The organism is Paenibacillus sp. FSL H8-0537 (assembly GCF_038051995.1).
GTDB lineage: Bacteria > Bacillota > Bacilli > Paenibacillales > Paenibacillaceae > Pristimantibacillus.
The window spans coordinates 518,079-539,493 of record NZ_CP150290.1 but is presented as its reverse complement, the minus strand read 5'-3'; the positions used below and the strand labels follow the sequence as shown (position 1 = coordinate 539,493).

The following is a 21,415-nucleotide window of genomic DNA, read 5'->3' as shown; positions in this document are numbered from 1 at the left end:
CCCCCAATTTAATATCTTTTGAAAGCTGTAATTGCTTCTACTTCCTCATCTTGCTATTCCTTGACCGCCCCAATGACGATGCCCTTTACGAAAAAGCGCTGCAGGAACGGATATACGAACAATATAGGTGCCATCCCGATGAAGATTTGTGCTGCCTTCACCGTTCTTTGTGAAATACTTTCCAAATCCTCGGGGCGTACCGACACTTTGCTGAAATCCTGCTGGACGATGATCGTTTGCAGGAAGGTTGCCAGTGGATAGTTTTTATGATCGGTCATAAAGATCAGTCCGTCGAACCATGAATTCCAGTGACCGACCATCGCAAACAACGAAATGGTAGCAATTGCTGGCATGGAGACCGGAAGATATACGCTGACCAGCGTTCTTAAATAGCCCGCCCCATCGATAAATGCAGCCTCCTCCAGCTCCTTCGGCACGTTCTTGAAGAAGTTAAGCAGCAAAATCATATTCCATACCGACACCGCTCCTGGCAGGATAAGTACCCACAGCGTATTCATCATATTCAGCTTCTGAATCAGAATATAGAAAGGAATGAGTCCACCGTTGAAAAGCATCGTGAACACAAAAAACCATGTATACACTTTTTTGCGTTTGAAATTACTATTTTCCTTGGACAATGGATAAGCCGCACAGATCACGACGATCATGCTGATCAGCGTTCCGAGCCCCGTTCTGACAAATGAAACCCACAGCGACCGTAGAAAATTTTCATTGGCCAGCGTTTGGGAGTAAGCATCAATTGTAAATTGCACCGGCAGCAGCCCAACGAGATTGGCATTTGCCGGGGCTTTGCCACTAAACGAAACGGCGAGAATATGGATGAGCGGAATCAGACAGACCAGCGACAGTACAGCAAGAAGCGTATAATTAAAAATTGAAAATACTTTATAAGACTTGGTTTTGTGGTACATAGGTTCAGCTCCTCCTCTCTAAAAAATGCGGTAATTGGCGAATTTGTATGCAGCGCGATAAGCTGCGACGATCAGTACGAAGCCAACGACTGATTTAAACAGTCCAACCGCAGCGGAGAATCCGAACTTGCCATCCACAATTCCGACGCGATACACGAAAGTATCAATAATATCACCTTTATCAAATACCAATGCATTATACAGATTGAAAATTTGATCGAAGCCCGCGTTCAAAATATTGCCTAGTGACAGCGTTCCTACTACGATCATAATCGGAATAAGTGATGGCAGTGTAATCGACCATGTTTGCTGCCATCTATTCGCGCCATCTACTTCCGCCGCTTCATACAGCGAAGGATTAATACCGGCAAGCGAGGCTAGAAAAATAATGGCGCCAAAGCCGAATTCCTTCCAAATATCACTGACAACAACGACGAAGCGGAACCAATTGCCTTCACCAAGAAAGAAAATCGGCTCGATGTGAAACACTGCTACTAAAAACTGATTGATTAGCCCCTTAGTCGAAAGCATGTCGATCAGAATGCCGCCCAAAATAACCCATGAGAGAAAATGCGGCAAGTAGACGAAGGTTTGCACGGTCCGTTTAAATGCCGCTTTTCTAACTTCATTTAATAGAAGAGCAAATACGAGCGGGGCAATCAGCCCGCCAACAACCTTCATTCCGGCAATAATGAGCGTATTCCAGATAACCTGCATATTCTCTTTTGTGCTAAACAGGTATTCGAAATGCTCAAGACCAATCCACGATGATTTGGCGAAGCCCAGCCATGGCTTAAAGTCCTGAAAAGCAATAACAAGACCGCTCATCGGAATATAAGCAAAAACTAATGTTAAAATGACCGCCGGCAGCAGCAGCAAATCCAGCACAATTGTCCTTCTCCACTTCCCACTCTTTCCTGAACCTGGAAGCGATGGTACGCTTGCTGTTTTTTCCACTGCCTGGGTACTTGAATGCTTCATAATTGCGCTCCCCTTCTGTTCATATTCCGTACTACAAACGATGTAAATTAACGTCTGTACTCAGTATAAAGACAAAAGGTTTGCGCCTATATAATAAAAGAGTGGCTCTTATAACAAATTATTAATATTCCATTCAATGACCGTTTCCGTGCCCAGGACCGTGCCCAGGGCCATGACCGTGTCCAGGGCCAGGACCGTGTCCAGAGCCAGGACCGTGCCCAGGTCCATGACCGTGTCCAGAGCCAGGACCGTGTCCAGAGCCGGGACCGTGCCCAGGGCCGGGACCGTGTCCAGGGCCGGGACCGTGTCCAGGGCCGGGACCGTGTCCAGGGCCGGGACCGTGTCCAGGGCCGGGACCGTGTCCAGGGCCGGGACCGTGTCCAGGGCCGGGACCGTGTCCAGGGCCGTGTCCAGGGCCAGGACCATGTCCAGGGCCGGGACCGCCTCCTGTTTCAGGCAATACAAACGTTAAAATGCCAAATTTCGAGGTATTTCTCCACGTTTCATTCGTCGGATCATTCCATTTTGCATTGCTGTTTTGTCCAGTTCCTTTATCGTCATTCACTTGCAAATCAAGGCCCATTACGGATCCAGGAATGGGCTGAAGGCTGTTTAATTTGATCTTCAACTCAACGTTATAGCCATTATCCGTGCGGGTTACCGCGCTTTCCAGCCGCGATGGCGCAGCCCCTCCGCCAAACGTTGCTACATTATCGGCATTCACACGGAACTGCACATCATCATATTGATAAAAAGGCGTCCGCTGATGGTTTTCATCTATAAAAATTTCTACCGAGTCTTGATCCCAAGGGTTGAGTCCGGTAGTCAATACAATAGGGTCTTCCACCTCGACAAACAAATATAGGCTGTCATTCGACCACATTGAGCGTGCAGTTCCAGTCGCCCCTCCAGGTTGATTCAAAATGTCCAGTTGGAACGGTGCTGCTTGGCTCCAAGCTGTCTCCCTAATTCCGTCAATTTGCGCTTCACCCTTAACCGACTCTGCGATTTTCGGCATGCCGTCCAGTTGAATGATACCGAACTTGCTCGGATCACTCTGCTGGCTAAGCGTACTGTCATTCCAATAAATCATTTGCTCCCCATTAGCTGAATCTTTATCCGTTATCTTAATATCAAATCCAACATCAGCACCCAATGATCCTTGGACACTTTCCCATGGAATAGATGCTTCCATAGTGTAGCCTCCGGGAATTTCTCTCGTCATGGAGGTGATTCCATTGGGCGCTTGCCCGGATCGTTTGAGCGTAATATGGCGGTCATCTTGCTCATATTCGCTTGATTTAGCGTTATTTTCATCAATAAACAGCTCAACTTTATCATTTGTATTAAAAGTCATGTCGTTTACGTCCACCAAAACATGCAGGTAGTCTTCATCCCAGAACGTACGGAACGTGCTAGACAGCGAATGGCTCCCTTTCAGCTTACTCACAACCGCATGACTCCACTCTTTAGCCAGCACAGCACCAGCTACCGGTGTTCCTGCGAGTGAAACAACACGATTCGTCTCCACAGGCAGTAGCGACGGATCAATCAGCCCCCAATAGGCTTGCTTCGCTTGCAGCTTGGCATCAAACAGCATCGCTTGATTGTTATAGGACTTCTCATCCTGAAGGCCCCAAAGCGTCACGGAAGAAATGTGCGCCTTGTACTCTTTATAAAGCTCAAACAGCTCCTTATAGCGATGTGCCTGCTTGACCGCTATATCATAGGGCATCGTCTGACCAAATGGAATGACGCTATCAACATCAAGCTCAGTAATTTGAATATCTAGTCCCAGGTCAATAAACATATTGAGCGTTTTCTCAATTTCATCGATTGGCGGCGAGTATAGACCATAGTGAGATTGCAGGCCTACACCGTCGATCAGCCCTTTCTCCTTCAACCCTTTTACAAGCTGGTACATATACGCTCGTTTTTCTGGAACCTCTGTATAATATTCGTTATAGTACAGCTTGGCATCGGGATCAGCCGCACGTGCAAACTCAAACGCCTTCTCGACGTAATCAGGTCCAATTAGTGTGTAAAAAGGACTGATCCGCATGCCGTTCTCATCGCCGCCGTTGTCGGCTATCGCTTCGTTAACAACGTCCCAGGCATCAACCTTACCCTTATAACGTGTCATTACGGTTTCAATATAGCTTTGTATGCGACTAAGCAGCAGCTCCCTACTCGCTGGCTGCCCCGCACTATCCTTCAGCATCCATTCTGCAGCGTCAATATGCCAGAGCAGCGCATGCCCCCGTATCTGCATATTATTATCCTCTGCGAACTGGACGTAGCGATCCGCTGCATCAAACACATATTGGCCTTCAGCTGGCGCAATAAATTTCGGCTTCATTTCATAGGTTGCCGTCAAGCTGCTGAAATGCTTTTTGAGCAGTTCACCATAGACGCCCTCCATCTGCCAAGTATAGACTGCTGCGCCGATTGGAAAATCATCTGTGAAATGCTCCTTCAGCGCAGGAATTTGCTCTTCTATGACAAGCGGCGAAGCTCTCTTAATCGTAAAATTATCGACATAAAAAGAAAGTGTATCAACCGTTTCCTCCGATATATACGGAGTCTCAATAAACAGGTTCAGCTCTGTCGGATTATCGCTGTATTGGAACTGACCCTTTAGTTCATGCCACTGCTGCCAATCTGCTCTCTCAATAACTACCGAATCGAGTGCATTCCAGCTCTCCGCACCCTCTTTTTTATAAGCGGTCATTTGCAGCGTCTTGTTCTCTGTCGGCTCCTCCTTCAAGCGGACATATGCTTTAAATTCATATTCCTCATTGCGTTCAAGCACGTTAACGAGCTCAAGCATCGGTCCATAATAGGAACGCTCCCGCTGCTCAACTAGCATACTATAAGTGCTATCATTTGCCGTTTGGTTTGAAACCGTCAGCAGCTCCCCGCCGATCCGGGGCTTCCACCCCTGCAAAGTAGCATCCTCAAAATCTGAAGTGAAAATAATTGTAGGCTCTTCCTCTGCATAAGTGACTACCGGCCCAGCAAACGCTGTTGCGACGAGTAATGAAAATACAAGTACGATAGCTGCGAGTTTTCTGGTGTACCTTCCTGTGTACAACATGAAACGATCTCCTCCTCATTTCGATTGTTTAATTCCAAAAGAAAGCGCATACAATACTCGAATGACTGAACGAGAGGGAACGATAACGAGAAGTGCCTAGCGATCTGGGGGGCCTCCCGATGTGCCCTTCTCGATTCAGCATAGCCCGGCTAACATATACGCTTCATAACCGAACACTTGCATTATAGATCATTTGGGTGATACTTCCATATAACAAATTGGTAATTAAAATAATAAAATGTAAACATGTAGAAAATTTTTCGAAAGAAAGTATCGATCTGCTTCATAAAAAAAATGCCCCACCCCCAATTTTGCAATCGGTAGCGAGGCATTTGAATAAAAGAAGGGACAGCTCTGTTCCCAGCTGTCCCTTCTTATCGTATCCTTAGGCTGGCTTCCATTCTCGCTTGAGCTCAAGCAGCCTCACCTCATGAGGTGCAAGAAGAAATTTCAGCGTCAAAGCATCCCCTGCCATCTCGGTACACATATACTGCTTCGGCACACTGCACTGGTTCAAATAGTCAATATCGGGTTGCATCAGCCCTGCGGGCGCACCCATCCGCAGCCATTCATCATAAGAGCTGCCCGATTCCCGGTTAATGGTATGCTGGTGAATGCGGTAAGCCCCCGGCTCCAACCCCACGAGCTGTATGGTCAGCTCCAACTGGTCGTTATGATTAAATACCGCATATCGATTATGCGGCTGAATGCCTGAAATATCATTTTTAAGATACATCTGGTCAAAATGGGCGTAATGAAACAGCAGCAGCTGATACGTGCCATCCTTCGACATCGTCAGGCAATAGCCGTCGCCGCGGTCCAGCAGCTTGCTGCCCAGCTTGGCAAGCAGCTCGTAGGCATAGAAGGCCGCTTTTTTGAGTCCATTATTTGTAATCATCCCGAGTCCGCCATGGAAGGTCTCCTGCGGCAGCGGCAGCTCCTCCAGTAAATCCGTTACCGTCCAATAGCCTAGACTGCTTATCTCGTCGAACGTTTCCACTATGTTTTTGGCAATGTATGCTGCTTTGAAGCAAGTATCATTCGTCAGTTCCCGATGATGGGGTGTGGCATTCCATTCCGTCACATGCAGCTCGGAGCCTGACCAGCCAAGCTCCAGCAGCTTGCGCTTCACCTTGCCGAGCATCTCGGCAACATAATCTTCGCCCGCGTAGCTGAAATCGCTCATCTGGACTTCATCATTATCCTCGGTTTCTTCAATCCTATATTCGAACGGATACATATGGATCGTCAGAAAATCTGGCAGGCATTCGCTCTCGGTACAATAGGCCAAATACCGTTCCATCCAGCGGCCCCGATATACGAGCGTATCGCCCTGCACGCAGGGACCACCGATTTGCGCCTGCGGAAACACCTGTTTAATCGCCTTAAAGCTCGCTTCATACAGCTCCAGAAATTGGTTGAATGAGCCCGGCCAGAACAATCCGCCATCCGGCTCATTCCAAAACTCAAAACGCCAGCTGCTCACCTCTGCGCTGCCATAACGATTTAAGAGATGCTGCATGAAGGCTTCCAGCAGCGCGGTCCAATGCCCCATCTCCTTAGGCATGCTCATATAGCTTTTTTTATGGAAGAAAAACTTTGACTGGTCTGCAAAATCGCCCGGCATAAAACCAAGCTCGAAGAAGGGGCGAAGCCCGATGCTCCTGAAAAAATCAACCACCTGATCCACATAGCCAAAGCTGAATACAGGCTTGCCGTCTGGCCCCAGCCGCGCCACCATCATTTCGTCATCGAAGATGCCATGGAAGCGAATGTATTGAAAGCCAATGGCATGCTGCACCATCCGCAAATGCTGTTGAACGGGAGCAAACAACGCTTCCTTTGCCTTGCCGATTGTACATAGGTTGCGCCAAGTGTGCTTGAGCGTCCGGCCGCTGCCAGAGGCGCGGATTTGTATGGACCGGCAGATGGAGCCTTGATCAGCAGCGACGATCGTTCCAGCATTCGCTTCTGTTGGCAAATATTTAAACAAGCTGGTGTAGGCATTTTCCCGGTCAAAAGCCAAGTAATTGTCGCTGGAAGGCTCGGACAATTCCGCCTCCGGGGAAGGCTGCCCGCGATGGCCGCGATATTCCGTGGGCGTCATCTGGTAAACCGCTTTGAACGCCTTGTGAAAAGCTTTCAAATTGGGAAAACCGCTATCCAGCGCGATTTTGATGATCGGCTCCTGTGTCGTCAGCATCGCTTTGACCGCATGCTCCAGCCGAATACGCGTAATATAGGTACGGAAGGTCACACCCATGCTTTTCTGAAAAAAGCTGGATAAATAGGAGACTGAAAAATTTTCGCGCTCAGCAAGCTCATTAAGAGTCAGCGGACGATTGTAATGCTCCTGAATATATTCATTCAAATGAAGAAGCCTTGCCATCGTGCGGCGATTAAAGGGATATTCCCGCGTTTCCTGCGTACTTCTGAATTTGCGCAGCAGCAAATAAATCAGCTCCAGCAGCAGGGAGCGGACTTTAATTTCATAGCCATATCCAGCTTTATTAAAATTCCACATAATGGTGGACAGCAGCGTGCGAACTTCAATGAACTTCTGCTGATCGCCTTGATCATGCAAGCAGGAATTGCACTCAAAGGCGGTCTGCTCCGTGTCTACCCCCTGCTCGCGCAGAAAGGAATCGGGAATTTGCAGCGCAAGCAGCAGATTTTCCTGCTCCGATTGAATCGTGTGAATATCATTGCTATTAATAAGGATAATATCCTCTTCATTAAGCACGAATGGCTTGCCCTGTACAGCAATAATCGCCTTTCCCTTCAGCACAAACAGAAGCTCCATGCTATCATGCCAATGATTTGGAACATATCTGACGTTATGAAAAAATATATGCAGCGGAAGCTCATGATCCGTCTGAATGATTTCATAAGTATGATCCATCTGTGTCCTACCTACCTCGTCCATCTGACCTTATGCTATCGTCTACCCAACGTATCACCTGCTCACAGGACTGTCAAATCCAGTCATGCGAAGATAGCGTAAAATCATAGTCTGCGCTTGATTATAGGAGAGGTTAGGAGTAAGATGAGTAGGGAAGTTTTTTTCCAATATTTGAATTTATTCAGGAGGGTATATGATGTTAGCTGCAATATTCGTCGGCCTTGTGGCTGCCGAGCATTTGTACATATTGGTTATGGAAATGTTCCTGTGGACGAAACCTCGGACGCGCAAAACATTCAACACTACGCCAGAGTTTGCCCAGCAAACCAAGTCGCTCGCCGCCAATCAAGGATTATACAACGGTTTTCTGGCCGCTGGCCTTGTCTGGGGCCTTGTGCATCCGAATGCCGATTTCGGCTATCAAATTCAGCTGTTTTTCCTCATTTGCGTGCTCGTTGCTGCTTTGTACGGCGGCCTCACTACCAAGCGCTCCATCTTGGTTATGCAGGGTCTGCCTGCGCTAATTACGCTGCTGCTTGTACTGTTTACGTAGAGCGTGCAGACTGCACAGCCGTACTAAACAGCTAGCAATCAATAAGAACAACTAAAAAATCTCCAGCCGGCCGCTGTTAAAGCGAGGCTGGAGATTTTTTCGACTTCATGAACCATATGATTATCTCGTAATCGTCTCGCCGTCCTCTGGCGCAAGGATTACGCCGCTGAGCCCTTTGCTGGCTGCATATTCGCGCAAATCAGCTCTAGACAGCATGCAATGATTGACCGCCTCCATATGGGAGGAGAGGATGACCGCCTGCGGCGCCGCAAGATGCGTGGCATAAATATCTTCCTTCGTCATAAGGATTGGATCGCCTTGCAAAAAGCGGGCCGCGCCTCCATTTACGACGATGACCGACGGCTCATAGCTATCGATTGCCGCCCCCGTCTCCTCGCACCAAATCGTATCGCCAGCCACATAAAGCGTCTGTTCCTGCGTATGCTGAAAAACAATCCCCGACACCTCGCCCATTTGCTCGCCGATTTCCCCTGTTCCGTGCCGTCCATAGGTTCGGCTGAGGCTCACTTCCCCAAGCTGCGCCGATGGCGTAAACAGCTGTACCTGCTCAAAGCCTTTTTCACGAATGGCTTCCGCATCCTGCTCATTTTGGGCAAAAATCAGTATATCCTTCGGCAGCAGCTCAATCGCCGCCTGATCAAAATGATCAATATGCAAATGCGTGACAATGACCGCATCTACAGGGAGCAGCTGCTCTGCTGGAAAGGGCAGCTCGACTGTCGGATTAGACTGCTCCTGGTTAGCTGTATTGGGGATCGGCGGATAAGTGCCCTTTGGCGCCAAAAAAGGATCGATCAAAAAGCTCAGGCCACCGTAGTTTATTTTCAAAGTTGCATTGCGGACTTGGGTAATTTGCATATGCTGCTCCTCCTTTATTGTTGCTCTTTAATAGGTTACTATCAAAGAAATGGCATGAACATAGCAGCAATCATTTAAATTGCACCAAATACTTGATTTTTGAAAGAGGTTGTCGCTTATGCTGGATCATACGGATAAACGCATTATTGAAGAGCTGTCGAAAAATGGCCGTATCTCGATGAAGGAGCTTGGCCAGCTCGTTCATTTGACCGGTCAGGCCGCTGCAAATCGTGTCAGCCGGCTGGAGGAGGAGGGATTTATCGAGGGATATACGATTCGTTTCAATCAGGAGAAGGCTGGACTTGCTGTCCATGCTTTCATCCACGTTTACATACGCGGGCTGTATCATGGGCCTTATTTGGCATTTGTACAGCAGCAGACGGTCATCCTCCATCATTACAAAACGAGCGGGGAAACCTGCTACATGATGGAATGCCGCTTTCCATCCAATGCCGCGCTCGACCAGTTTCTCACTGACCTGAACGAGCATGCCAATTACAAGCTGTCGATTGTGATTAATCAGACGCTTTAAGCGCAATAAAGGATAAGGTAAACGGTATACAACGCATACAGAATGTATGCAAACATAACAAATAACCCGCAGGGATAGCGGCTTTACGAGCAAAGTCGTTATCCCTGCGGGTTATGAGCGCCCTCCTGTCCAATCGGCAGCTAGTTCAATCGGTTAACCAGCTTAAGCACCGCATCGCGCGTGAGCTTGTTGCCCCCAGCAGCAATGAGGTTCACGGTAGCATGAGCCAGCGTGAGCGGGATTTTACAGAAGCTAAGCGCAGGACCCTTCTTCAGATCCGCGATATAAGCATCCGCTACCTTCAGATTGCGGCGCGTATACGCCAGCATTTCCTTAGGCCCCCAGCCATCCGGGTAAAAGTCCACGCCCCGTTCCAAATCCTCATCGCGGTTGCGAAGAATATTGACGGCTTGCAGCCCACGGCCAAAAGCGACCGCCTTCACCGTATCCGACTTCGTTCCATCAAACCATAACCAGATTTCCGACAGCATCTCGCCTACCATTCCAGCTACGCTGTATGTATAACGGTCGAGATCCTCCTCCGTATGGATATGCCAGCCTTTCTCCACCCATTCTGCCATTTGCTTCGACATCATCGCGATATAGCGATAGATGGTGTGGGCAACAGTCGACGGACACAGCTCCGCCCATTCATTTACCCGCATCGATACAGCTGGCAATACATCGTCATAAGGGGACAATAGCTTCTGTGTGGCGGCTGTCACGTCAGGAGACTGGAAAGCTTCTTCCATTCCGACGAGCAGCTTGACTTTCAATTGGTCTGAGATGTCGTTATGATCCTCTATTTCATCAATAGCCCGCATACACAGATATGCAGCTGCTACAGCTTCCTTCAAGCCGGGCTCGAGACGACTGATAGGAATATAAAAAGTCCGGCTTGTTTGCTGCAGCATGGTCATAGCATCATTAAGGACGACGTTAGTAATGAGTGTTCCCTCCAAAAGTAGCTTCACATTTCTTATAATCATATCATACGACGCTTAACTTCCCAAATAAAAAACGTCCTATTATTGCCCGCTGTCTAGGACAGCAGCGCGATATTCGGTGTCATAGACGGCAAGGAATGAAGTTAAGCTCTCCAAGTGGCTGGCCTCGATATAAAGCGCGCCTCTCGTTATGACAACTTTGCCCTTGGAATCCGGCTTAAGGCTCAGTGACCAATCGCCTTTATGCAGCTTGGCGGTTTTCGATGCGGCATGCCAATTCAGCTCAGCGCCCCATGCTGAAAATACGCTTCGCACCGGGAGATACACCTTATTCTCGCGCGTGTAAGGTGCAGGACCGCTCGTCAGCTGCTTGCCGTCCAGCCACAGCTGTACAGCTGCGCCCGCAGGCAACAAATCAATGCCAGACAATAGATCCTCCGCATTTCGCACAGGCTGCAATTGAGCCGGATTAACCGCTAGCGCCTTCACATTGCCATTCGGCGGATCGGAAATATACAGCTTTCCTGAGCGGTAAAACAGCCCCGAAGGCTGATTGAACTGCGTCTGCTCAGCTGTGCCGATCTGGTCGCCAGCCGCATTGTTTCCAGCCAGTGTTACCACTCGGCCGTTCGCCGTCACAGCGCGAACCCGGTGATTGAGACTGTCCGCCACGAACAGGACGCCATCTGCATAAGCAAGCCCACGCGGGCGATTGAAGCGTGCATCAGCAGCAGCTCCGTTTTGATAGCCTCCCATCCGATAGCCGGTCAAAGGATCGACTGCTGTCTTTTGCCCCGCAAGCGTCGCGACCTCTCCTTTATCTATTACCCTAATGACATGATTTCCACTATCTGCAACAAAAAGGCGCCCCGCTTCGTCAAAAGCAAGCCCTGTAGGCTCATTAAACCGCGCCTGCGCTGCCGTCCCATCTACATAATCACCTGTTTCTCCTGAAGGCGCCTGTCCAGCAAATGTCGATACGACACCTTCCGGCGTAATCCGGCGAATAACATGATTAAGCGTATCGGCCACATAAACGCTGCCCTCAGTATCAACCGCAATACCCGTTGGCGAGTTAAAACGCGCCTTGCTCTGCTCGCCATCCATGTAGCCAGCTTCTCCGTTTCCTGCCAGCGTCGTCAGCTTGCCACCCGCAAATTTGCGAATAGCATGGTTGTCTGTATCGCTAATGTACACATTGCCCTTCGCATCCGTAGCAGCAAAAGAAGGCGTGCGGAATGCAGCTGCCGCCGCTTCCCCATCCACATACCCTGCTGCTCCGCTGCCTGCGGCAGCACTGATTTTACCCGCAGCACCGTTCCAGCGGCCGATGTTATGGCTGCCCGAACTCACGACAAGCAGCTCCTCCCCGCTCGCTGCTGCCGTCAAGCCCCATGGCTGCCTCAAGCCTTGCAGCTCATAGGTTACAGCGGCAGCTGTCGCCTCCGCGACTGACCATTCCATAGCTGTTCCAGCTCTGGCTGTTGCGCCCGGGGCTGCCCCAGCGGCCGTGGCTATGCCTCCTTGCGGCAGCAGCGATGTGACCAGCAGCGCACCGAATGCTAGCAGCATTCCTTTTTTGTTCATTGGATTTCCACTCCCTTTAGCCCAATATTCGTGCCGGCAAAATCAAAATTTCAATGAGTGCTGAGCTGACTTCTTTCCCATTTTGCATAATAAGGACTTCAACGAAATGGCTTCCCACATCCAAGCGATTATAAAAGGCTTCTGTTAGCGTAATCGTCGGACCTCTGCCCGGCTCCTGTTCAATCGTATAATCCGCTGCATCCACGATTCTCGATCCGATCTCCGATCCACCGTAAATTCGCACCTCCCCTAAGTCATCACCCATCGTATTGATTCGAGTAACAGGGGGATTCGGCATGCTGCTATCTTTGATATGCTTTACATATCCCGGACTCCACGATACGTTAAAGAAAGTGCGCTCAGTCGTTTTCAGCATATTCGGCTGAACTTTGTCCTTTTCCGGGTTTTTCAAGCTGTTTCCGGCAATCGTTACTAAAATCCTCGTGCCTCTAGGGACAGCTTCAGCCAAATAGATCGACAGCTCCTTGCCTGATATTTCGACATATTCGATCGGCAGCCTCCTGCTTCGATCTCCTTGCTCGTCATAGAGCCTGAACTCTACTTGCTGTACGAGTCCCTGATTAGGAAAGGCCTGCTCATTGTAAATAATCGCTGTCGTGAAAGGCAGCACAAACGTATGGTCATTTTTAATATAAAGATCTCTATCGCTATCGAAGGCCTCCTCGTCAAAATAAGGCAGGTCGCGAGAATCCTCCACCATAATGTTCATGTTCAAATCTGCAATCTCTTCGCCTTCCAAATCCAGCTTAACCGACAACGTATAAGGCGCTGCTGCTGCATCCAAAGTTTCGAGCCATTGATTATTAATGGTGAAGGTGAAATGATTTTCCCCGCTCATTTGAGTGTAATACGCCACCTCGGAATCAAAAGCCACTGGGCCTTCTGCACTTGCCAAAGTCATTGTCATAGTGGCATTGCTATAGCCGAGATGATAGACGAATATATCATCCAAGTCAGTCGTTTCGGTCAAGTTTTGTACATAACGAAGGTCTGTTTGGTTAAGCGCTGGCTTAAAATCAATATCATTGCCATCCCGACCAAGCTCGGTAAAGTCCGCCTGCACTTCACCTGTTTGAGCATTTTTCAAATAATCGCCACGTACAGATATATACAGTCTGGAATTGAGCGGAAGCTCATTGGATAATTGGATAACCAAATTTTTGCCGTCTATCGTTGCACTTCGGGCTTCCCAGAAAAACTCCGGATCATTGATTGCAAATATTACGCCGTCCAAAAGCGTCCGATTCGGATCATCCTCCTGCTCATTGAAGGCAAGCGGCGTCGTGAAAGGAATAACGATCGTCGTGCTATTTATAAAATAATGATATAGATTGCTGTAAAAAGCAGACGTATCTGCCTCTGGCGCCCCTTCATACACGACTGGTGTCGGTGTCGGGGTTTCCGTCGGCACTGGTGTTGGCGTCACATCTGGTGTTGCCGTAGCAGTAGGCGTTGGTGTGGCTTCTGGTGTTGGTGTCACGGCAGGTGTCGGCGTTGGCGTGCTTCCGCCCGAACCAGAACCACTGTTTCCTCCACTGCTCGCGGGCACACTAGAAGCGGGCTGACCATATACAATAGTCGGTTTGCTGTAAGGCTGCCCTGCCGCTTCTTCCGCCTTCTCCAGATCCGCCTGTTTTTGCTTCACGAGCTCGCTTATTTGCTGCTTGAGCGCCGCATTGGCTTCCGTATCAGCAGCCTGCTCCAGCTCCTCCAGCAGCTTCTCCAGCGCAACGAGCGGCAGATCGCCCAGCACAAGCGGCCCTTTCGCGCCTTCGCCTGCTTGATTCAGCTCGATCTGCTCATTCGCCAAAAGCGCCGCGATTCGCTCGCCATCCTCTCCGGTGACGTTTACGACACCTTCGAGCACGCCGACATAGCTGTTGTCCTGCTCATACGAAACAGCGAATTTAGTGCCCATAACGCCCATTGTCGCTGTCGGCGTCTCGATTTCAAAGCGGGAATCGCCGGTGAGCTTCTTCTTCACCTGAATAATGACTGAACCATTCTGGAGCGTCAGCTTCGTCTTGCCGCCAAGCGCGCTGGCGCTTTTGACCAGCTCACTGATGAGCAGCGTCGTGTTCGCTCCAATCGTCACTTCCTTGTCGCTGTCGAGGTCCATGCTGACTTTGCCATTGCTTCCCGTCTTGATCGTATCCCCCTGCGTAATAGCCATGCCCTTAAACGCATTGAAGCTTTTTGTGCCGCCGCCCTTCTTCACCTCGGCTTTGCCCGAAACAGCCGTCAGCTTGCCGACTTTATCGGTATCCTTCGCCCATGCCGCTGCAGGCAGTGCTGCATAACACACAACCATCCATACAAGCAGCCATTTGAAGCTTCTCATTTTAATCCCTCCAATTCATAAATATGAATGCGCTGCTCCTTGCCCTTGACCTTTATTTCTCCAAGCGATTCCGCCAAAATGCGATCCTTGACCGCCTCATACGTCGACTCGCTCAGCACAATTTGTCCCGGCTTTGTATGGCTTTCCAGTCTGGCAGCCGTATTGACCGTATCGCCAATTGCCGTATAGTCCATCCGCGTTTTGGAGCCGATGTTGCCGAAAACCGCAGGCCCCGTATGGATGCCGATGCCGAATTTCACCCCAAAGCCGAAGCGCTTGATGAGCTTCTTCTCCAGCTCCACTGAGCCCTGCTTCATCGCCCATGCGGCGCGCACCGCTTTCATCGGATGATCGTCCAGCAGCAGCGGCGCGTTGAAGATTGCCATCGTCGCATCGCCAATAAATTTGTCGAGCGTCCCCTCCTGCTCAAAGATGCAGCTGGCGGTCAAATCCAAATACTCATTCAAAATTTCGACGATCTCTTCCGGCTCAGCCTTCTCCGACAGCGGCGTAAACCCGCGAATATCGACGAACAGCACCGTCAGAACGCGCCTGCTTCCGCCCAGCTTCAAGCCATCCTCGCCATTTTTCAATATCTGGTTGACGACCTGCGGTGCCACATACCGGCCAAAAATATCGGTCACCCGCCGCCGCTCCGCCAGCTCGCTTACATAGTTGAAAATGACGACCGCTAGACAGCTGGCTGCCAGCAGCGGCACCACATAACCCAGCGACAGCAAAATGCCCTGCCCATATAAATAACGTCCACCTGCGATAAATACGGCGATAAGCACCGCAACCGACAGAAAGGACAGCAGCATATTCAGCTTGCGGAACAAATAATAGGCCAGCACCACAGCCGCGAGCAGCACGAGCGCGTTCCATTTCCAATCCAGCTCCCGCTTAAAATCCTGCTCCATAAGCTGCTGAAGAATATTCGCATGAATTTCCACGCCGTTCATCGCTTGCTTATCGTTCATTGGCGTCAAATAATGATCGTTAAAGCCGACAGCATATGGACCGATCAAGACGATTTTATTGGTAAAATAGTCCGCCGGAACGTCGCCGCTCAGCACGGCCGAATAAGAAATCGCCTCATACTGATTCGGACTGCTCGTATAGGCGATCGGGAAACGCTGAAAGCCATCGAGCGGCAGCTTGGACGTTTCGGCCTGCTTGCCTAAACGCTGCATATACAGCTTGTAAATCTCCCATGTAAAGCTGTCGATCTGCACGCCCTCTTTATTAAAAGAATACAGCGCCTTGCGCACGACCCGATCTGAATCGGTAATCGTGTTGATGTGGCCAGTCGCTGCGGCCGCTTCCTTAAGGCCCTCGAACGGCTCAGAAAGCTTCTCCGCCTCAATCGCGCCTAAACGCGCCGACTCGGCGAAGGTCCCGTAGACAGGCAGCACGACATTGCCTGCTCTCGCAACCGCATCGACAAATTCGCTGTCCGCCTCCTCATCCGAGCTCGTCGCAAAGGTGACATCAAAGGCAATGACCTCTGGCTTGCCCTCACTCAGCGTATCCACCAGCTGCGCATGTGCGCTGCGGCTCCATGGCCAGGTGCCGAGATCCTCCAAGCTTTGATCATCGACTGCGACGATGACGATTTGTGTATCAACCGGGCTTTCCCGCTGCATCACATGATCTTGGAAATAAAATTCAGCCTGTGAAAACGTCCCCCGATATAGACACAGCAAAGCAAGCGCCGTCAGAACAGCCATGACATGCTTGAGCTTGATCTTCAATTGTTTTTCCCCTCTCAAGGCTTGCCGAATGAATGACTATGCGAGCAACGGCAGCCGGCGATATTTCTGTCTAGGGCGTGTCTGAAAACCCGTTCAGTGGCCCCTTTCACCGCCTTTTCGCCCCCTGCTTCGTTCCGTTTGCTTGACGTACCCCCGGTACGCCTTCACAAGCGCGCCTTGCATGGAACGAAAATTCGGCAATATTTGCTGTCCTCAGCGTTCTCAGACACGCCCTAATTTATCGTTTTAAATCTTTTGCTTTTATGTAAAATTATTCTGTCCTTTATTATAATTCAGAATGCTCCGCTTGGCATGATCTAGCGTGAACTTTAGGAAAAAACATGGCTTTCAGTTGCATAGAAAGCAGCCCCCTGCCAATAAAACCGACAGAGGGCTGCTTCCTGCATGCTTAATTCGTTGTGTTGGTTGATGGTGTCGGTTCGCTAGTGCTAATGGCAGCATCTGTATCGGTCAGGCCTGCACCCTCAAAAGGCTCGGACAGCGTATATTCAACGCTTCCTACCTTTAATTTGCTCGCTGGAAGCAGCTCCACATCCTCGCCTAAATCGACAACGACGCGGTTCGGATAATCGCTCGGATTCGGCTGTGCTATGCTGCCAGCAGAACCTGGCTCGCTGGTGCCTGTTCCACCTGGGTTTGCACTGCTTCCGCCGCTGGAGGCTGCATCGTCGTCCGCTCCTGCATCCGGCGATGGGGAGGCAATGCCGGGACTTGCTGATCCGTCATCTGCGGTACCAGCGGCTGCATTTTCTACATTGCCTGTATGGCCTGCCGCTGCATCGCTAGTTGCTGTAGGAGTAGGCGATGCACTATCGCCCGGGCTGGCAGAAGCTCCGCTTTCATCCGTTCCTGACCCAGCAGGGGTTTCCGCAGGGGCTGCCGAACAGCTAGGAATAAACGTTAGGCCGCTATATTCCTTTGTTTCTCTATCTGCTGCGACAACAGCCACCGTCTCTGGGGAGAAGGCGCTGCATATGGCAGCATCCGTGAACCGGAATACGAGTGTTGTCGTTTGTTTGCCGTCAACACCTTCCTGCTTCGCCGCATATACGAGTGTATCGGGAATCGCTGCTCCAGGAGTAGTCAGGCCAGGGCTACCCGTAGCGCCAGGAAGATTGACCCCTTCCTCAGGCTCGTCTCCGCCACCAAGCGCAAGCAAGCCACCTATGCCTACCATTAGTATGGCGAAAGCTATAATTATGGAGAAGAGGAACGGTTTGCGATTTTGCCGAAACATCTTCGCCAGAGGCGAAGACAGCTCCCCTCTTACCTGCTTGTAGACAGCCTGCAGCCTTGGGCCTGCTTTGGAGAAATATTCATTCCGATTCGCACGGCTCTTGAAGGCATCGCGGTCATGCTGCCTGAAATAATTCGTAATGGCGGTTGCATACGCAGGCACGAAGCCTCGCGGCCGCATAAAATCCTCATGGCGCTCCGACCATGCAAAAAATTGATAAATGAGCTCTTTTTCCCCTGCGCTCTTGCGCAGCGTATCCAGCAGCCCTGCATAATCAATCGTCTCCATGTCTGAGCTGCGATAGAAGGCAAGCACAAGTTGCTCGAACCGCTCGGCTTTCATTTCCGAATCGACCGTCAGCATCCAGCGCCGTCCAAGCTGCTGGACGCGGTCGATTTCGACCGGAGACAGCTTTGCGAACAGGCTTGCCTTCGGCAGCGGTTTGAAGAACCAGTCGTAGGCCGCTTTAATAATAAGCGCCGTCGACCTTTGCCGAGGATCAGTCAATTGAGCATTCCACTGCTCCAGCCGATCCGCCTTCTCCAGAAAGCTGCCTTTGAGCAGCTCGCGCTGCGACAGCCGGTCCAAATCAAGCTCCGTCAGCAGCGTCCGGTAAGCGACGAGCTCCAGCTCAAACAGCCGGACGCCAATTCCTGCCGTCAAATGGTTCGTCTTCACGCGGCCCTCGTCGCTGTCGAAAGCGGTAGCGCTCAGCTTGTCCAACTGCTCATGCACTTGCTGGAACACCTGCACAGGCTGCTCCTCATCCATCAGCTTATCCTTAAGCTGCTGCCTGACGAGCTTGTGCACGACATCATTATCGAGAATGGCTGGAAATTCCTTGCCCCATTTGCCCATAAAAATAATAATATCCTTCGCCGATCTTGCATCCCGCAGCTTGCCGTCCAAAAACGGGAGCAGCAGCCGTTCCAGCAAGGGGCCGTTCGCGAGCATTTTGCTGACAAAGTCCTTCAGCAGCAGCGGATCGGATTCCAAGGTTCCATAGTAGGCAGCCATCGCTTCCGCTTGCCCCTGCTGCTGTGCAGCAAGCAAGGAACGGATGAAGAAATCGACGATTTTGCCACCATTATATTTGCTGTCGATGTGGTAATAATCCTTAAAGCTCTCCGCAATGAACGGCTCGGGCACACGCCCGTCACGAACAGCATCAAACTCATAATCGAAGCGGGACAAAAACAAATCATTCATCCGTATGCGCTGCGCAAGCGCTCCTGCCGGCTGCAAATACTCCAGCATTCCGCGCAGCACGGCGCTTTTATGCGTTTCATACAGCTCATCGCTGCCTTCCTCGACTTGGAACAGGACGCTTAGCTCATGGTAAGAGTGGGGCGACATTAGCCGCTCCTGCCCCATGCCGCTGAGCATTTCCTCAGCAAACTGATAAAAACGCTCGGCGCGGTCCGGCTCGTCCAAGACACTCCAAGCAAAATCCAAATAAGGATGCTCTCCCTTATCCAAATCCACATTCAGGAATCGATCGTTAACAAAATCAAAGGTGTAGTCCTTATCCACATTGCGGTCGCCCGCCCGCAGGCTGCCCTTCTCGACGAAGGTGAGATGAATCCCTTTGCGGCTTTGCGGCTCCTTGGCAAACGTCATGAAGCCAAGCTGCTTGCGGAATGCATAAGGCAAGCTCGCATAAAGCACCGCCAGCAGCGCTTTTGCTTGTTCCGGCAGCCGCCCGATAGGCACATCCAGCGCCACATATACCTTCTTGCGTCCGCCAACCGATGCCATTACGGCAAGCAGCAGCTGCTTAAAGCGCTGCTCGCTTATGTTCAGCGCAGCGAGCGCCGCCCGCTGTCCACCGCCTAAGCCCGCAAGCCCTGCACCGCCAGCCGCAGAGCTTGCGGCTCCAGCCTCGCGGGCCGTCCATGCGCCGCCCGCCGCTTGCGGCAGCGCCGCTAAATCGGGCAGCTCCATGCCTTCCTCAATATCGTAGCTGTCTACGAAGGCAGCGCCGAGGAAAGCTTTATAGCTTTCCGGGTCAGCATCTGCAATCGCGGCAGGAATGACATAGTTGTGCGTGAAGAAGGCGCTTCGAAGCCCAGTAAAGTCAACGGCTTGATAGACGCTGCGGCCAACAACCGCCTCGCCGCCCTCCAGCCTCAGCACATACGCTGTTTCCGGATAAGCGGCACCATCCTTCTCGCCGCTTGCGGCCAGCTCAGCTGGAGCATCATAGACGCAAAGCGGATGCAGCTGCTTTTTCACAAACTGCTGATCCAGCCCTTCGGACTTGGCCACCGTGTCATAACCTTCCGTCGAGCGAAAAATGCCGCGCCGCTCCCGCGTATACAGCTGCTGGCCAATCATAGAGGTAGAATGCTTCACTATTCTCTTCTCCCCTCTATATAACCCAGCTTATACAGCAGCCATATAAAGGGCTCATCAACACGGATCGGGCTGACGACCGTCTCCATCTTCTGATTGACTGGATTGCTGCCGAGCGCCGATACCGCATAATAGGCCGTATCCTTAAAGTAAACGTCCATCGTCCCTTTAAACGGGCGGTCGACCTTCTCAATAAAGCGCCGCATTTCGCCATCTATATTCTCAAATTCGGTTAAATTGAAATAATTGCGATGCACCATATTGTGAAAAATGTTGCTGTTCGACTTAATATATTCGCCTTCATCGTCCTTAAGCGCATGCAGCATATCGCTCTTCGTCAAGACGACAGCGGTTGGAATATCCGTCTTGCTGTTGTCCTGGTAGGCGATAAAATCCTTGAACATCGTCAGTACGACATCCCTAGGCTCATCATATTGCGGAGTCCACTCGCCCGGCTTGTCGCCGTGGTTAATGCGCAGCTTCTCACGGATAGAGCGGATTTGCAGCGGATCGACCATGAACAAAATGCCAGAGGAGTTTTTAATGTGCTGCCCATGCAGCCCCAAATAATCCTCCTCGACCATGCCCTCGCCCGCCACATCGAAAAATACAAGCGTCAGCGGCGGCTTGGACTCGTCACGGAAGACGAATTGAAAAATAAACGGCTCCTGCATTTTTTCCTTCTGCGTGGAAGCCAGCAGATCGCCGCGCCCAAACAGCGGCTCCTCATAGTTCGTGCGGAACTTGCGGCTGATCTCCGCCGTAAGCGGCATGCACGCCGCATTGAAATGATCGGCGGTCGTATTTTGCAGCGTATGTATGAGCGCTGTCATATACACCGATTTGCCGACCTGGGAAGCGCCAATAATCGAAATAATATTGCTCGGCACCTTGCCCGATGTCACCGGCAGCTCGTTATGGCATTTCGGACACAGCCTTCTGCGCGTCAGCTCGCCGTATCGGTCGTTCAAGCCAATCAGCACCTCGCCGGCATACAGATGCTTCTCCTCCGGCACATCCTCGGGATGAATAACCGCCTCAATATCATGTACCGAATCGAGACCGAAACGCTCTCTGTACCGATTCAGCTGCTCATCCTCGCCCAGCGCATAATCCTCATCGTCCTCGCGGCTGTGCGTGGCACGAAATACGACATCTTCCGGCGAAAACTTGCTGAAGCAAAATGGGCATACAATATCATAAGAGCCTTGAAGCGGCTCTGCTTGCGGTTTTCTTTTCAAAAAATCAAAAAAGCCCATGCCTTATCTCCCCTTCC

The 21,415-nt window shown here is 50.8% G+C and carries 13 protein-coding genes; 2 read left to right on the top strand and 11 right to left on the bottom strand.

Features of this window, described 5'->3' with window-relative positions; translation table 11 throughout:
• Positions 1-53: 53 nt before the first annotated feature.
• From MHB80_RS02240 to MHB80_RS02225, 4 genes are all read right to left on the bottom strand, one after another.
• A complete protein-coding gene (locus tag MHB80_RS02240; protein ID WP_341280640.1) occupies positions 54-932 on the bottom strand; it encodes a carbohydrate ABC transporter permease in 879 nt (292 codons plus the stop codon).
• Positions 933-950: 18 nt separating this feature from the next.
• Positions 951-1,913 (bottom strand): ABC transporter permease subunit, encoded by a 963-nt coding sequence (locus MHB80_RS02235; protein ID WP_341280639.1) that lies wholly within the window; start codon positions 1,911-1,913, stop codon positions 951-953.
• A 133-nt stretch (positions 1,914-2,046) separates the two neighbouring features.
• The gene (locus MHB80_RS02230) at positions 2,047-5,010 is read right to left on the bottom strand and encodes an endo-1,4-beta-xylanase (protein WP_341280638.1); all 2,964 of its coding nucleotides are present in this window, start codon (positions 5,008-5,010) and stop codon (positions 2,047-2,049) included.
• A 385-nt stretch (positions 5,011-5,395) separates the two neighbouring features.
• Positions 5,396-7,912: a helix-turn-helix domain-containing protein gene (locus MHB80_RS02225; protein WP_341280637.1), complete on the bottom strand. Its 2,517-nt coding sequence runs from the start codon at positions 7,910-7,912 to the stop codon at positions 5,396-5,398.
• A gap of 196 nt (positions 7,913-8,108) precedes the next feature.
• Between MHB80_RS02225 and MHB80_RS02220 the strand changes: the two genes are divergently transcribed.
• Positions 8,109-8,465: a DUF1304 domain-containing protein gene (locus tag MHB80_RS02220; protein ID WP_341282835.1), complete on the top strand. Its 357-nt coding sequence runs from the start codon at positions 8,109-8,111 to the stop codon at positions 8,463-8,465.
• Positions 8,466-8,585: 120 nt separating this feature from the next.
• On the opposite strand, the gene MHB80_RS02215 is transcribed toward MHB80_RS02220, so the two are convergent.
• A complete protein-coding gene (locus MHB80_RS02215; protein ID WP_341280636.1) occupies positions 8,586-9,344 on the bottom strand; it encodes an MBL fold metallo-hydrolase in 759 nt (252 codons plus the stop codon).
• A 118-nt stretch (positions 9,345-9,462) separates the two neighbouring features.
• Between MHB80_RS02215 and MHB80_RS02210 the strand changes: the two genes are divergently transcribed.
• Complete coding sequence (locus tag MHB80_RS02210) at positions 9,463-9,876, top strand: Lrp/AsnC family transcriptional regulator (RefSeq protein WP_341280635.1); 414 nt, start codon at positions 9,463-9,465, stop codon at positions 9,874-9,876.
• 140 nt (positions 9,877-10,016) lie between these two features.
• Here MHB80_RS02210 and MHB80_RS02205 read toward each other — a convergent pair whose 3' ends face one another.
• The 6 genes from MHB80_RS02205 to MHB80_RS02180 form a co-directional block, all read right to left on the bottom strand.
• Positions 10,017-10,796, bottom strand: a complete 780-nt coding sequence (locus tag MHB80_RS02205; protein ID WP_341282834.1) for a phytoene/squalene synthase family protein — start codon at positions 10,794-10,796, stop codon at positions 10,017-10,019.
• Between the two features lie 108 nt (positions 10,797-10,904).
• Positions 10,905-12,410 carry a stalk domain-containing protein gene (locus tag MHB80_RS02200; RefSeq protein ID WP_341280634.1) on the bottom strand — a complete coding sequence of 502 codons (1,506 nt, stop codon included), beginning with the start codon at positions 12,408-12,410 and terminating at the stop codon, positions 10,905-10,907.
• 16 nt (positions 12,411-12,426) lie between these two features.
• The gene (locus MHB80_RS02195; RefSeq protein WP_341280633.1) at positions 12,427-14,772 is read right to left on the bottom strand and encodes a FecR domain-containing protein; all 2,346 of its coding nucleotides are present in this window, start codon (positions 14,770-14,772) and stop codon (positions 12,427-12,429) included.
• Positions 14,769-16,526, bottom strand: coding sequence for an adenylate/guanylate cyclase domain-containing protein (locus MHB80_RS02190; protein WP_341280632.1), 1,758 nt, complete (start codon positions 16,524-16,526; stop codon positions 14,769-14,771). Before MHB80_RS02190 ends, MHB80_RS02195 begins: the two co-directional genes overlap by 4 nt.
• Before the next feature lie 409 nt (positions 16,527-16,935).
• Positions 16,936-20,139: a glycosyltransferase gene (locus MHB80_RS02185; protein WP_341280631.1), complete on the bottom strand. Its 3,204-nt coding sequence runs from the start codon at positions 20,137-20,139 to the stop codon at positions 16,936-16,938.
• Entirely contained in the window at positions 20,139-21,398 is a 1,260-nt protein-coding gene (locus tag MHB80_RS02180) for a hypothetical protein (protein ID WP_341280630.1), read from the bottom strand. Before MHB80_RS02180 ends, MHB80_RS02185 begins: the two co-directional genes overlap by 1 nt.
• Between the last annotated feature and the right edge of the window lie 17 nt (positions 21,399-21,415).

Bases quoted from the DNA above. Each gene is read 5' to 3' on its own strand.
- MHB80_RS02230 (WP_341280638.1), bottom strand. From the start codon at position 5,010: ATGTTGTACACAGGAAGGTACACCAGAAAACTCGCAGCTATCGTACTT.
- MHB80_RS02215 (WP_341280636.1), bottom strand. From the start codon at position 9,344: ATGCAAATTACCCAAGTCCGCAATGCAACTTTGAAAATAAACTACGGT.
- MHB80_RS02205 (WP_341282834.1), bottom strand. From the start codon at position 10,796: ATGACCATGCTGCAGCAAACAAGCCGGACTTTTTATATTCCTATCAGT.
- MHB80_RS02220 (WP_341282835.1), top strand. From the start codon at position 8,109: ATGTTAGCTGCAATATTCGTCGGCCTTGTGGCTGCCGAGCATTTGTAC.
- MHB80_RS02210 (WP_341280635.1), top strand. From the start codon at position 9,463: ATGCTGGATCATACGGATAAACGCATTATTGAAGAGCTGTCGAAAAAT.
- MHB80_RS02225 (WP_341280637.1), bottom strand. From the start codon at position 7,912: ATGGATCATACTTATGAAATCATTCAGACGGATCATGAGCTTCCGCTG.
- MHB80_RS02235 (WP_341280639.1), bottom strand. From the start codon at position 1,913: ATGAAGCATTCAAGTACCCAGGCAGTGGAAAAAACAGCAAGCGTACCA.
- MHB80_RS02240 (WP_341280640.1), bottom strand. From the start codon at position 932: ATGTACCACAAAACCAAGTCTTATAAAGTATTTTCAATTTTTAATTAT.
- MHB80_RS02180 (WP_341280630.1), bottom strand. From the start codon at position 21,398: ATGGGCTTTTTTGATTTTTTGAAAAGAAAACCGCAAGCAGAGCCGCTT.
- MHB80_RS02200 (WP_341280634.1), bottom strand. From the start codon at position 12,410: ATGAACAAAAAAGGAATGCTGCTAGCATTCGGTGCGCTGCTGGTCACA.
- MHB80_RS02195 (WP_341280633.1), bottom strand. From the start codon at position 14,772: ATGAGAAGCTTCAAATGGCTGCTTGTATGGATGGTTGTGTGTTATGCA.